Origin of the sequence: Corynebacterium sputi DSM 45148 (assembly GCF_000427865.1) — a bacterium.
GTDB classification, from domain to species: Bacteria; Actinomycetota; Actinomycetes; order Mycobacteriales; family Mycobacteriaceae; genus Corynebacterium; species Corynebacterium sputi.
In genome coordinates, this window is record NZ_ATYV01000026.1 from 1 (window position 1) to 13,232 (window position 13,232).

The following is a 13,232-nucleotide window of genomic DNA, read 5'->3' on the forward strand; positions in this document are numbered from 1 at the left end:
TACAAGGTGCTGTGTCGGATCCGCACCGGCCTACCAACAGGGGTCCAAGAGCTGGGGCAGTTGGGTAGAACGACGTGGAAACGCCGACACGAGATCCTGGCCTACTTCGACCACGGGGCGTCCAACGGGCCGGTCGAAGCGATCAACGGACGCCTGGAACATCTACGCGGCATCGCACTGGGTTTCAGAAATCTGACCCACTACATCTTGCGGTCCTTAATTCACTCCGGAGGACTCCAGGCCAAGATCAATGCACTCTAAAACCGGAAGGGCCCCTTTAGTCGCGCCTGTTTCGCCTGCTGAACTCGCAGTAGCCCTTTATCTTCCATCGCCGCTAACGGCCATCCACCGCGACGTAGTCTGTACCCATGTCAGTCACCGATCTCTCCGTCAGCACCCAGAACTACCTCAAGGCGATCTGGGCCCTGTCTGAATGGACCGATGAGCCAGTAACTCCCACCCGTATCTCCGACCGGGTGGGACTGCGACTGTCGTCGGTGTCGGACGCGATGAAAAAGCTCGATTCCCAGGGCTACGTCGACCGGACTCCCTACGGGGCGATCGAACTGACCGATCAGGGCCGTTCCTATGCGCTGGCCATGGTCCGTCGGCACCGGCTTCTGGAAGCCTTCTTGGTCCAAACTCTCGACTACTCCTGGGACCAAGTGCATGATGAGGCCGAATCACTTGAGCATGCAGTCTCCGATTTCATGATTGATCGTGTCGACGCGTTCCTCGGCCACCCCACGCGCGATCCCCATGGTGATCCCATTCCGTCGGCGGACGGCACCGTTATCTCCCTAGACGCAGTCCGCCTCACCCACGTCGATCCCACTGGTGCAATCGGTTCTGGCGACACTGCCGGCTCCGAGCTCCCTGCTAAGGGCCGCGGTGGCCGGATCGTGGTCGTGGAACGAATCGTTGACCAGGATCCGGAGCTCCTGCAGTTCTTCGCGGATAGCGGCATCGTGCTTGGCACTCGCCTGACTGTCCGGAAAGGTGCGCCGTTCTCGGACACGGTGGAGATTCAGGTGGCGGATGCAGATTCCTCCGGCGCTGCCGCTGAATTCCTCACACTCGGCCGCTTGGGCACGGATGCGCTGTACGTCTCAGTTATCACCGACTGACCCGAACGCCCCCACCTACCCGCGGCAGAGCCGCGAATTCCCCACGGCACTGAGCCTTCGTGCCGTGACGATCACTTATGTCCACAGATAGAAAAACCATGTCACCTGCGGGTTGAGGTCTGAGTGCGGAAAAGGGTTAGACGAGTGGGCGTCGATAAGCAATGATGTAGTCACACAAGTAACATCAGGCACATGAGCCTCCGCTGACTCATGTGTCACGAGCGGTCCGGTCGCTACCGACCACTCACATCACTGCAGTACGAGCACAGGAACAACCACACGTGACTACCAGACGACGCATCAGCGCCAAGACAAACTCCCGGCGCACAACCGTCTTCGCTCTGACGGCAACTCTCATCGCGACCCCACTCGTCGCAATCGCAGGTGGAGCCGCGTACACGATGGTGAACGACAACAGTGGACCGGTGAACACCCCGTTCGAGGAAGTCGCGGTGACCGAGGGCGAAGACATCGTCATCGACGACGCCGCCGTCAGCACCAAGTCGGTGTCGACCCGCGATAACCCGGACCTCGGCGTGGTCAAGGAATTCCGCCGCGACGACATCTTCGACATGGTCGCCCTGACCTGGGACGGCGCACCGTCCGGCGAGGTCTTCGTCCGCGCTGAGCAGGAGGATGGCTCTTGGTCTGATTGGTACGAAGCAGACCCGGAAGACCCAGCTGACGACGTCGAAGGTGACACCTCCGGCTCCGAGATGCTCTTCATCGAGCCGACGAATGCGGTGCAGATTTCCACCGTGGGCGTGGGCATCTTCGAGGACGCCGCCGGTGAATTCATCGACGCCGCGAACCTCCTGATCGACCAAACCGCGATCGACGTAGGACGCGCGCTTGACGACGCCGCCCGCCTGCTCGACCCCACCCTCGCACCGGACGCCACCCCTGGTTCGGATGCAGCGAACGAGATCGCCGGTGAGGTCCGCCGACAGTTGGAGACCGGCTCCGCTGCTGCAAATGGTGCCGACCCCGCAGCGCAGATGGCCAACGACAACGAGGTCAAGGTTGTCTTCGCCAGCACCGACCCCGGCGAAGGCAACGCCGACGCATCCGGCGCAACCGAAGGAATCGCCGAGATCGCACCCGCCGCAGACGGTGAGAGCCTCGACGGCATGCCCGAGTTCGTCACCCGTGAAGGTTGGGGTGCGGACGAAAACATGCGCTGCCGCAGCGGTTCGGACAGCGGCCCGATCAAGGCCACGACGGTGCACCACACCGCCGGTTCGAACAACTACACCCCGGAACAGTCCAACGGCATCATGCGCGGCATCTACCGCTACCACGCACAGACGCTGGGCTGGTGCGACGTCGGATACAACGCCCTCGTCGACAAGTACGGCACCATCTTCGAAGGCCGCGCAGGCGGCATGGAGAAGGGCATCCAGGGCGCCCACGCCGGTGGCTTCAACCAGGACACCTGGGGCATCTCGATGATCGGCGACTACGACAAGGTCGAGCCGCCGCAGGAAATGCTCGACTCGGTCGCGCTGACACTTGGCTGGCGCATGTCGCTTGACGACGCCGAGCCCACCGGCGACACCACGTTGACCTCGACGGGATTCTCCGGCTCTCGGTACAGCAAGGGCAGCTCGGTGGATCTGCCGAACATCTTCGCGCACCGCGACGTCGGCAACACCAACTGTCCAGGCGACACCGGATACGCCCACATGGATGACATCCGGGATCAGGCGCAGGAGACCTACGACAAGATCAAGGACGGCACCTTCGGTCAGGACGACGAAGACGAGCAAGACGCCGGCGGCGAGGTCGGACGCCCGGAGAACCACAACTTCTTCGAGCCCGGATCCGGCAACCAGTCGATCCTCGCCTCGGTCCTCGGGGTGCACGGCTCCGACAACATGGATGAGAGCTCCGACGAAGCGCTCACCGGCGTCGCCGACTCCGACCAGCCGCTGAGCTACAAGGACATCCCCACCACCAATGAGGAGATCCTGGCACCAGAGGCAGAAGGCCCATTCGGCGATGTCTGGAGGAGCGTCCTGGAGCACGTCGGTGAGCCGCTCGGTGTCCCGGAGTCCGGAATTCAGACCGGTGCCACAGTCATCGATGGACACGGCGGTGCGGACCCGTTGCACTACGTGAAGTTCGAGCACGGCATTGTCACCGCCTCAGAGACCACCGGCGCGCACGCTATCTGGGGCCCGATCGCCGATGCCTGGGCTGACCAGGGCTTCGAGCTCGGACCACTTGGCGCTCCGGTTTCGACCGTCTGGCAGGACGGCAGCAATTGGTTCGCGCAGTTCCAGGGCGGCCTCGTCCAGTTCAATGACGAGAACCAGGAATTGAAGGTCGAATTCAGCGATCTGCCGGCCGCGCCTGAACAGGCCGACCACGCTGAGATCACCGACGCCGAAGCCCGCCCGGAAGAGGATGGCCCGACCCCCGGCGGAGTCGCCGACATCCCTGCCTAGACCACTCCACCTCGGTGCGGTCCATACGTCCCGCTGAAGAACAGGTTTAGCGACCTAGTTCTTCGGCGGGACGTCTTTGCTGCCACGCTGCCGGGCGAACTCCCGGTTCTTGCCTAGGCGACGGAACAACATGATCCCGACAACCACTCCGATCAACGCCGATCCACCAATCAGCAGATTCAACTCGTTGACTCCCACGGTCACGTTCAACGCCCCCGCGATCACGGACAACAGAACCCACCCGACGACCGCCCACGTGAACAGCGCCGCTGCCACCGAGGTGATCCACCGCATGCCGTCAGTCATTGTCATTCCCACCTTTCGGAGATCCAGCCTCCGCCGGTCGTTCCCCTCAACACTTCTTCTACGGGTCAGCCGCAGATCACGGCCCTGTACGGCGCTGACGGTACACGTCAACAACTATGAACCCGATTCCGCGCCTCAACCCAACCACGACTCCAACGATGCGGTTGGCCGGGTGGACACCGAATGACGAGCGTTCAGGCGTATCTTTGAGCAATCCGCAGCGCCTGGCCGGCGTACCCACCGCCGAAGAACACCGCGTGCATCAACACCGCATACAGCCGGTGCAGGTCAGCCCGCTCTTCTCTGCCTGGCGGTAGGGGGTGCGCTTCCTCGTAGGAGGAAATAATGACATCGAGGAACTCGAAGTGGCTCGTCCCAAACATGCCGAGCAACGCAAGGTCCTCCTCGCGGTGACCGCCATGGGCAGCAGGGTCAATGAGAACTGCTCCGTCGGCGTCCCACATCAGGTTCCCCCACCACAGATCGCCGTGAAGGCGGGCGGCAGGATCGGAATCGTCGAACTCACCGCTGTGGAGCCGGCCCTTCAGCCGGTCGAAGACAGCCAGCTCATCGGTCGAGTACACCCCGGGCAAGAGATCGAGCGCAGACGAGATTCGATCCTCGGCCCAGAACTCGCCGAAACTCTCGCGGGGAATCAACGGCATCGGGCGTGGATCGGACAGTGGCCCAAAGAACCCGGGGCCATCCCAGCCGTCGGGAGCCGCGCCGAAACCGGCTGCCCCTGCATCGTGTGTCTGGGCGAGAGCCACCCCGAACGCCTCGGCGGCAGCCCTGGTCGGTTCAGCAGAAGCGATGCGATTCAGAACCAAACGATCAGACTGCGCTCCGACGACATCGACAACCCGCGCACCCTGCGCCTCCGCCAGCCACCGGAGCCCTGTGGCCTCACACTCGAAGAACCCCGCAGGCGTTCCTGCACGTGATTTCACATGTATGTCAGTGCTCATGAGCTCCACCCTAAAGATTCGATGAGGAGCACTTGGGCATTGTGAATGAACGCATACGCCCTATTCTTAGCTCCCATGACGGAAAACCAGAGCCCCGACGACAGGTCAGAATTTCTGACCGGGGCTGACGGGAAGCCCTTGCTGGACAGGTTCGGTCGACCCATCCGGCGCCGACCGCAGTCCGGCCGAGGTGGCGAAGCCCCGCGCCGTCCCCAGGCAGGATCTGGACAGCAGCCCGGCAGGCAGCCTGGCCAGGCGCCGGGTCAACAAGGTCGTCCGCAGCAGCGCCCCGGTGGCGCCGATCCCCAGCGTCGTCAGCGCCCGGCACAGGATCCCGGTGCGCAGGGCCGTCCGCAACAGCGTCCGAAGCGCGGTCAACAGCCGGTTCGTGATCCGCGCCTGGATCCAGACCAGATTAGACGTCGGGCAGAGCAAGATCGTCGTGCGCAGCAGCAGAAGCCTCCGCAGCAGGAGAAAAACGAGACCCGGATGATGCCGGCGGTCGGCGCCGCTGGTGCCGCAGCGGCTGGTGCCGGGACTGCCGGAGCGAAGTCTCCGCAGGCTTGGAGCGAGCAAGGCAAGCCCGGCGAAGCCCGGCGCGATAGCCGCCCGCCACGGCGTCCCGATCAGCCTGACGGGGTCTCGCCGGATGGACACGGAGCACCTCCGCAGGAGCCACCGCGAAAGCGCCGAAAGCTCCGTGCGCCCAGGGGCTGCATGCCCAGGCGTCCGATCCGGATGTTCCTGCTGGTCATTATCCTGCTGGTGGTGAGCATGTTGGCGTTCATCGAGATTAACATCAATCGCACTGAAGTGTTCTCCGACCTGGACAACCGGCCTAGCCGGACGTTGACCTCTAACTGGCTCCTCGTCGGATCTGACTCCCGCGCTGGGATGTCCGAGGAGGAAAATGACGCTCTGTCCGGCGGTGGCGAGATCGAGGGCAACCGCACAGACACGATCATGATTGCGAGTGTCCCACTCTTCGGACGCCCGACGCTTCTCTCCATTCCCCGCGACTCTTACGTCGAAATCCCCGGCGTCGGTATGGAAAAGGTCAATGCGGCGTTCGCCTACGGTGGCGCACCGCTACTCACCGAGACCGTCGAACAGGCAACTGGCATCCGCATCGATCATTACGCCGAGATTGGTCTGGGAGGATTCGCGAACATCGTTGACGCCGCCGGTGGCGTAGAGATGTGTCCCGAGGAACCCATCGACGATCCCCTCGCCGGCATCAACATCCAGGCCGGTTGCCAAGAGTTCGATGGCCCCACTGCCCTCGGTTACGTCCGTACCCGCGCCACTGCGATGGGCGATCTAGACCGCGTGGACCGTCAACGGGAATTCATGGGTGCAATCATGGAGCGGATGCGCTCACCTGCTGTCCTGCTAAATCCGTTCCGTGCAGTTCCGGTCGCCGCGGCGGGCACCGGTTCCATGACGCTCGGCGACGGTGACCACTCCTGGCACCTGACCTGGCTCGTGCTTCGCATGGCGCTCGGAGCCAACTCCGAGACCGTCCCCGTGGGCGGGTTCGGATCGCTCGACGTCGGCGACGTCGTCTACTGGGACGAAAGCGCCGCCGAGGAGATGTTCAGCCAGCTCCGTTAACGATCAACTTCTTCGCCCGCACATGTCTGACTCCCCTGCTATGAATGCGTCATGAGTTTCGACGTAGCAATCTTCGACATGCAGGCCACCGGCATCACCACCCGCGCGGACTTCACTCAGTGGTACGAGAAGTTCACTGACTGGACCGCCGGCCGCGACTACTCCGTCGGCATCGACGGGATCTATGCCGCGATGTCTTACAGCCAGGCTGAGGAGTTCCTCGCGGAGGTCATGAAACTTGCTCCCCAGTTCGAGGTGGGTCTTTCCTGAACGGTGATCCAGAGGCGCTCGCCACCCCGGACGGCAATCTCATCAAGCAATGACCGACTACAGCCTGAAGCGTCACTACACCGGTAACTGTGCCCGTCGTATCGCCGAGATGCTCAATCACACTGAGGATCTCATCGATGCTGAGGACTACTCCTCCGCAGTCGATGCCCGCATTGGCGATCTTGAGCTCAAGGACCGCGTGCTGGTGCTCGCAGAGGAACTCCGCCGCCGTTTGCCGCAGGACTACCCCACCGCCATCGCTCTCATCACCGATTCACTCGGCCCTGAGCTGCGCGAGGACCAGGGCATGTTCACCGAGTCCTGGCATCTGGCGCCGGTCGCACCCATCACAAGTAATCCTTCTTCACCTTCATACTCGTATTCGACGTAACGAATAGCGTTGTTAAAGGCATGGATTATTTCTTCGTCGGTGACGCCATGTTTTCGTGCGCTCTATGGAAAGCCTGCCCCCACACCGGTGTCCTTCACCATGTCGGCACAACTGTGTGGGAACAGCGCCCCCTCGAACAAGCGAACCCCGATGCCTGAAATGGCATCGGGGGTCTCACATCTATAGCCCAGCGGATACAACGCAGCACAGTCAGCGCTGCGCTATCTGCGAACTAACGCAAGGTGACCTGGCGGGACAGGATCGTCTCGCGGGACTTCCGCTCATCAGCTGTGAGAGGCTCCTCGGAGGCAAGTGCCGACTCTAGGCGCTTCTGCAAGTCAACGACACCCTCGATCCACTCGTTGTGGTGGATGGTGTTGTCCAGGTCCCACACCGGAACGAGCACGCCTTCGGTACGGAAGACGCCAGCGAACTTGGAGTTTTCGCCCAAGGTGAGGTTGTCGGAGGCGTGGACGCGGGCGAGCGCGTCGAGAAGCGGTCCTTGCTCTTCACGACGGATCCAGCGAATATGCGCACGCTCGCCCGGATCGACCCACCAGACGGCACCGGGGACGTCCGTCTCAACGCGGAACGACGGGATGATCGCATCATTGGCCATGCGCAGGTTCTGCTCGATGAGAGGGCTCTTCTCCACGCCCTCGGGGATCCACCAGTTGAAGTCCTCGTGGATGACCAGGCCATCAACATCGACGTCGGTGAGGACCTCCGACAGCGGCGGGACCTCAAGGTCCTTCGCCGGAGAGCCCTCCACTGTCACCGACTCCAGGGTTTCGCCCGGCTTGGCGTCGCGAGCCCACACGAGGGCGCGAGCCAGATCATCGGCGACATCCGAGGAGCGGTTCTGAGTCTGCATAGCAACGAGAGCGTCCCCACCGAACTCTTCCTCACGGACCAGCGCAGCAGCGCCACCGGGAAGAACGGTGCAGATGGAGATGGTGCGCTCGGCACCGGCGACGGTGACCGGCAACTGAGCGGCCGGGACGAACTCCCGGAACGCGATGAAGTCTGCCTCCGCGTCAATGTTCTCGAACGGACGCGGGTTGCCCATCAGGGCGGCGCGTTCCGCGGCACGAGCAGCCAGCTTCGCCTGCTTGCGGCTCATGCCCTCCGGCAACTGTTCATTGGTGCGGTTCTTCCGCGATTTCTTAGCCACACCGACAAACGATACCGATTCAGGCGGCGGTTGCCCTTCCGGGTCCGGCTTCAGGTGTGCCCATCGAGGTGTCCTCCACGGCCTTGAGCACCGTCTCCGGAATTTCCTCCACCACGCCTTCGGTCAGTTCGGCGACGGCAGGGCCGGCTGGGTCGAGGAGCTGTTCGTGCATCACCTTGCGGGCGTGTGCGGGCCAGTCGGTGGCTAGCCAGTTGATGCCCATGGCGGTGGCGTAGCGGACGTCATCGTCGGTGCGCGCGAGCCAGCAGTAGACCTTCTTCTTCCAGGAGGCTAGACCCGCCGGATCGCTGCGGGCTCCAGCCATGGCCACGCCCATGTGCGTGGGGCGGCCGGCCATTCGCCGGGCAGCGGTGCGGCCACCGGGCTTTTTCACCAGCTGGATGCTGTCGATGCGCGGCAGCAGGCTACGAGTCGCGGCGACGGACCTAGTCGCGAAGCTGATCACATGGACCCGCTTGTCCCGGGCGAGCCCGTGATGGCGCAATCGCTCGGCCAGTTTCCGCTCCAGATCCAGGCCGTAGCGCACTGGGTGTTTGGTCTCGATGAAGACGCTGAGGTTCGGATTGGCCTCAACAAACTCCAGGAAGGTGTCGAACTCCAGCACCGGCTGCGGATCTTCCCACGTACCGGCGTTGAGCGTGCGGATCTTGTCGATCGACGTGGTGGACACCAGCCCGAAACCATCCGTGGTCCGGTTGAGGGTGCGGTCGTGGAAGCACAACAGGTGGCCGTCAGCGGTCATCCGGATGTCGCATTCGACACCATCGGCGTTCTGCTCCACCGCCTTTTCATACGCGAGCAGCGTGTGCTCCGGGTAGGCGCCGGACGCACCGCGGTGGGCGATGATCTCCATTTACCTGTCCTTTTCCCTGATGTAGAGCTTCTCGACGGGATCCTGCATCACTTCGTCCACCGTCAACGGCGGCATTGCAGTGGTGCGAGAAATGACTGGAGCGGAGTCGATTCCGCGCTCCCAAAAAGGCACCGTGCCATAGCTGTCGCGTCCCGGCAGCGCGAAGTAGCGGCGGCGCTCCCCCGGGGCCAGAACGAAGTCGAGGCCTTTACCTGCCACCGACACCATGGCAGCGGTCAGAGCTGCGACGATGTCCGCGCGAATCACCTGGGCGGCAGTCTCTGCCGTCACGCCGAGGTACAGCGCGAACGGCAGCGCCAGGCAGGCTCCCCACCACGCAAAGGCGCCGAGGGATCGCGAAACCTTCGGCACTCCGGTTTCCATCAGCACCGTCACCGGACCGGTCAGGTTCAGCACCGGGCGCAGGTGCGCATTGGCGATCGACTTCGCCCCGCGGGCTAGCGGCGGGTCCCACACCAGTGCGCGATCTCGCAGCGCCAAGAGGGTGCGAACCACATACACAGCGGCCACCACTGCGGCCACAATCGCACTGAGGTGCATCACCCACGCGATCGGTCCGAGCACCAACGATGGTGTCGCGTTGCCTCCCGGCGAGCGGTGGCTGCCCCACGTCGCTATCGCGCCGCATAAAAACAACACCACGCTTAACGACGCCCACAGCGACCCTCGATAACCCCTCTCCCGCGACACTTCTGTCAGATCCGGAGGCGCGGGCACGGAGAAATACGGGGCCGGAGCAGCGGACGATGGGGCCGCGAATGCTCCGGGCCGGTTGAGGTCCTCTCCCGGATTCATGGGTACCTCCGAAGAGCGTGAGGGTCAGGACAGCTGCCAGGGCAACATTGAAGAATCTATGAACAGGGTACGCTGCGCTTCCGGTCCGTGACAGGAATCGATCTGGCACGATAGTGCGCATGGACTTCTTCGGTACGGGATCGCCCACGGCATCGCCTTCGGGACTGCCCCTGGCACCGCCGTTGAAGCGACAACGCTCGAAGTTCAAAACCTCCAGTCTGGTGGCCTTGAAGGCCGCGGACATCACCTGGCGAGTGTCCGGCCCGTATTGGCGCAGCCCGCTCGCGGCCCCTGGTCTGCTGGGGGCGGAGATCGCTTCCTGGGCGGCGTTTGCGCCGTCGATGCTGCCGCGGCCGTGGACCTCAACGGCGATGGGAACCTTCTTCGCCCAGGTCAGCGGCCATGTGATGGGAGTTGCTGCCGGATACGGCATGCGGCATACCGACCGTTGGTTGCGTCGCAGTCCCCTCGGGCGAGCGCTGGCTCCGTCTATGACGACACGTCGAGTTACCTCCGCGGTGGTCCACACCGCGATGACGGCAACGACCGTCGGGCTGTGGATTCGCTCGGTGTACCAGCAGAAAAACATTGCCCAGTTGGTCGGCTATGACGAGTTGGCCAGTGCCCGCGCCCAGTTCGGCGGCACCGCACTCGCCACCGTCGGTTACCTGACGACCCGTGGCCTCACCGCCACCGCAGAGTTGGCGTACGACCAGCTCAATGGCCTGTTCTCCCGGTACCTGCCGAATCTTCCCCGTGGAATTGCCCCAGCAGCCGCCGGTGCGATCGTCGGTGGAGTCATCGCGCTGTCCACAAACAAACTGCTTATCCGGCGCGTCGTGGAACGAGTCGTCCGCAATGCCGAGCAGGTGAACATGCGCGTGATGCCCGGGCGAACTCAGCCGTGGGAGCCGCAACGCTCAGGAAGCCCCTGGTCAATGGAGCCATGGATCGCACTCGGCGCGCAGGGACGAAACTTCGTCGCCGACGGCCCCCGCGCCCGCGACATCGCCGCCGTCACCGGATGCGAACCACACGAGGCCTTCGAACCGATTCGCCTCTACGCAGGCAAAGTCCAGGGCCGCTCCCTGAAGAATCAGGTTGAACTTGTCATCCGGGAGATGCACCGCACCGGCGCTTTCCGACGCTCCCACATCATCCTCCACACCACCACCGGCACCGGCTGGATCGCTCCGTGGGGCGCCACTGCCGCTGAGTTCCTCACCCGCGGCGACTGCGCACAGATCGGCATCCAGTACTCGCACCTGCCCTCCCCCATCGCGTTGATCGCGGACCAAGAAACCGCACCGACCGCCGGCCGAGAGATGTTCAACCGGCTAGAGCGCGAACTAGCCCTCCTTCCCGAAGGCGAGCGTCCAAAGCTCATCGTCGCTGGTGAGTCCCTCGGTGCCTTCGGTGGACAGGGCGCGTTCAAGAATCCTAGGGAGATGCTCGAGAAGGTCGACGGCGCCGTCTGGAGCGGCACCCCACGCATCACGCTGACCTGGAAACAGGTGGTCAACCGCAGAAAGCCCGGCTCCCCCGAAATCGCACCGGTCATCGATGATGGCAAAAACATTCGCTTTGCGACGCAACCCTCCGAACTTTGGTCCTCCCTCACCGGCGAGCCCTTTGGTGAGTGGGAACAACCTCGCGTGGCATATCTGCAGCACGCCTCCGACCCCATCGTCTGGTTCGATACCCCCCTGTTTTTCCGCCGGCCGGATTGGTTGCGGGAAAAGCTTGGCCGAGACGTCATCCGTTCCATGCGATGGTGGCCCGTCGTCACAGCATGGCAAGTTCTCGTCGACTGCCTGGTCAGCGTCCATGTCGCCGACGGCCACGGCCACCGCTACGAAGAAGAAGCCATCCCCGCCTGGGCCGCAGTCCTGGGATTCGAGTTCTCTGAGGACAACAAGAGCGCAGCCGGAGTGAAGTTCTCCCGTATCGCCCGGTGGATGCGCCGAAACCACCCAACTCTTAAGTAGTTCGGCACAAAGCACCGGGAATTAACTCGCCAATGAGGCGGCGAAGGTCCGGTGGATCTGCTTACGATGTGGAGGTAGGTGTCGGGAAGCAAGAGGAGTTTCCCTCACAATGACACAAGGAGATCTGCATGAGCGTTTTCGACAAGGCCAAGGATTTCGCGGAGAAGAACTCGGAGAAGATCTCCGAGGGCATCGATAAGGCCAGCAAGACCATCGACGAAAAGACCGACGGCAAGTACAAGGTCAAGGTCGAGAAGTTCGGCAACACCGCCAAAGAAAAGCTTCGCGACGCCTCCGAGGGCAGCAACGACGACAAGGGCTCCCAGTCCTAGATTCCCCGCCACCTACCCCTGACCGCTGACCCGCAATTACGACGAACCGTCCTTGCGGAAATCATCGGCAGGGGTACCATCGGGTCCAGCACATTAACCAAACTAATGAGGAGGGTTTCCCATGGCCGTCTACGAACTTCCGGAACTCGATTACGCATACGACGCACTCGAGCCGACCATCTCGGCTGAGATTATGGAGCTCCACCACAGCAAGCACCACGCGACCTACGTCGCCGGCGCAAACGCTGCACTGGAGGCACTTGAGGCTGAGCGCAATGGCGACGCGAACCCGGACAAGATCCGCGCGCTGTCCAAGAACCTTGCGTTCAACCTGGGTGGACACACCAACCACTCCATCTTCTGGAAGAACCTGTCCCCGAACGGTGGCGGCGAGCCGACCGGCGAGCTGGCCGAGGCCATCAACCGCGACTTCGGTTCCTTTGACAAGTTCAAGGCGCACTTCAGCGCAGCCGCACTGGGCCTGCAGGGCTCCGGCTGGGCCGTCCTGGGCTACGACCACATCGCAGGTCGCCTCGTCATCGAGCAGCTCACCGACCAGCAGGGCAACATCTCCATCAACCTGACCCCGCTGCTGATGCTCGACATGTGGGAGCACGCCTTCTACCTGCAGTACAAGAACGTCAAGCCGGACTACGTCAAGGCTGTCTGGAACGTCTTCAACTGGGACGACGTCGCAGCACGATTCGCAGCAGCCTCCAAGTAATCTTCACGTAAGAGGCGCTGATCCCGGCTGGGGAGTGCGAACTCCTCCGCCGCGGAACACCTGAGCACCCGCTCTCCGGAATATTCGGGGGGCGGGTGCTTTGTGTCGGCGGGTACTTTGTCATGGGCGATGCCGGGTCATTGGGACATCACTGCCTCGCTGCGTGGCAGCAAGTTACCCATACCGTGGCATTTTCGG

Annotated in this window: 14 protein-coding genes; 9 read left to right on the forward strand and 5 right to left on the reverse strand. The window is 63.0% G+C overall.

Features of this window, described 5'->3' with window-relative positions; all coding sequences use genetic code 11:
- From YWU_RS0111970 to YWU_RS0111980, 3 genes are all read left to right on the forward strand, one after another.
- A partial coding sequence (locus YWU_RS0111970) for a transposase (RefSeq protein WP_027020659.1) occupies nucleotides 1-261 on the forward strand: 261 nt, incomplete at its 5' end.
- Between the two features lie 107 nt (nucleotides 262-368).
- Nucleotides 369-1,127: a metal-dependent transcriptional regulator gene (locus tag YWU_RS0111975; RefSeq protein ID WP_027020660.1), complete on the forward strand. Its 759-nt coding sequence runs from the start codon at nucleotides 369-371 to the stop codon at nucleotides 1,125-1,127.
- Between the two features lie 281 nt (nucleotides 1,128-1,408).
- The gene (locus YWU_RS0111980; RefSeq protein WP_027020661.1) at nucleotides 1,409-3,577 is read left to right on the forward strand and encodes an N-acetylmuramoyl-L-alanine amidase; all 2,169 of its coding nucleotides are present in this window, start codon (nucleotides 1,409-1,411) and stop codon (nucleotides 3,575-3,577) included.
- Nucleotides 3,578-3,631: 54 nt separating this feature from the next.
- On the opposite strand, the gene YWU_RS0111985 is transcribed toward YWU_RS0111980, so the two are convergent.
- Complete coding sequence (locus YWU_RS0111985; RefSeq protein WP_205618335.1) at nucleotides 3,632-3,889, reverse strand: hypothetical protein; 258 nt, start codon at nucleotides 3,887-3,889, stop codon at nucleotides 3,632-3,634.
- A 188-nt stretch (nucleotides 3,890-4,077) separates the two neighbouring features.
- The gene (locus tag YWU_RS0111990) at nucleotides 4,078-4,869 is read right to left on the reverse strand and encodes a fructosamine kinase family protein (RefSeq protein WP_276201929.1); all 792 of its coding nucleotides are present in this window, start codon (nucleotides 4,867-4,869) and stop codon (nucleotides 4,078-4,080) included.
- Nucleotides 4,870-4,926: 57 nt separating this feature from the next.
- Here YWU_RS0111990 and YWU_RS17995 point away from each other — a divergent pair, with 57 nt between their 5' ends.
- From YWU_RS17995 to YWU_RS0112010, 3 genes are read left to right on the forward strand one after another with little or no spacing between them, the layout of a single operon-like run.
- Nucleotides 4,927-6,465 carry an LCP family protein gene (locus tag YWU_RS17995; protein WP_084142155.1) on the forward strand — a complete coding sequence of 513 codons (1,539 nt, stop codon included), beginning with the start codon at nucleotides 4,927-4,929 and terminating at the stop codon, nucleotides 6,463-6,465.
- A gap of 51 nt (nucleotides 6,466-6,516) precedes the next feature.
- The gene (locus YWU_RS0112005) at nucleotides 6,517-6,735 is read left to right on the forward strand and encodes a hypothetical protein (RefSeq protein WP_027020666.1); all 219 of its coding nucleotides are present in this window, start codon (nucleotides 6,517-6,519) and stop codon (nucleotides 6,733-6,735) included.
- A gap of 49 nt (nucleotides 6,736-6,784) precedes the next feature.
- Nucleotides 6,785-7,126: a hypothetical protein gene (locus YWU_RS0112010; protein WP_027020667.1), complete on the forward strand. Its 342-nt coding sequence runs from the start codon at nucleotides 6,785-6,787 to the stop codon at nucleotides 7,124-7,126.
- A 232-nt stretch (nucleotides 7,127-7,358) separates the two neighbouring features.
- On the opposite strand, the gene YWU_RS0112015 is transcribed toward YWU_RS0112010, so the two are convergent.
- The 3 genes from YWU_RS0112015 to YWU_RS17695 all read right to left on the reverse strand — a co-directional run bounded on the left by YWU_RS0112015 (nucleotide 7,359) and on the right by YWU_RS17695 (nucleotide 9,990).
- Entirely contained in the window at nucleotides 7,359-8,249 is an 891-nt protein-coding gene (locus YWU_RS0112015) for a DUF5926 family protein (protein ID WP_051260335.1), read from the reverse strand.
- Between the two features lie 70 nt (nucleotides 8,250-8,319).
- Nucleotides 8,320-9,174 carry a glycerophosphodiester phosphodiesterase gene (locus tag YWU_RS16690; RefSeq protein WP_051260329.1) on the reverse strand — a complete coding sequence of 285 codons (855 nt, stop codon included), beginning with the start codon at nucleotides 9,172-9,174 and terminating at the stop codon, nucleotides 8,320-8,322.
- Complete coding sequence (locus YWU_RS17695; RefSeq protein ID WP_156892833.1) at nucleotides 9,175-9,990, reverse strand: hypothetical protein; 816 nt, start codon at nucleotides 9,988-9,990, stop codon at nucleotides 9,175-9,177.
- Nucleotides 9,991-10,109: 119 nt separating this feature from the next.
- Here YWU_RS17695 and YWU_RS16700 point away from each other — a divergent pair, with 119 nt between their 5' ends.
- From YWU_RS16700 to YWU_RS0112040, 3 genes are all read left to right on the forward strand, one after another.
- Nucleotides 10,110-11,978, forward strand: coding sequence for an alpha/beta-hydrolase family protein (locus YWU_RS16700; protein ID WP_051260330.1), 1,869 nt, complete (start codon nucleotides 10,110-10,112; stop codon nucleotides 11,976-11,978).
- A gap of 128 nt (nucleotides 11,979-12,106) precedes the next feature.
- Nucleotides 12,107-12,310, forward strand: coding sequence for an antitoxin (locus tag YWU_RS0112035; RefSeq protein ID WP_027020670.1), 204 nt, complete (start codon nucleotides 12,107-12,109; stop codon nucleotides 12,308-12,310).
- Between the two features lie 121 nt (nucleotides 12,311-12,431).
- Nucleotides 12,432-13,034 carry a superoxide dismutase gene (locus tag YWU_RS0112040; protein ID WP_027020671.1) on the forward strand — a complete coding sequence of 201 codons (603 nt, stop codon included), beginning with the start codon at nucleotides 12,432-12,434 and terminating at the stop codon, nucleotides 13,032-13,034.
- Nucleotides 13,035-13,232 lie beyond the last annotated feature (198 nt).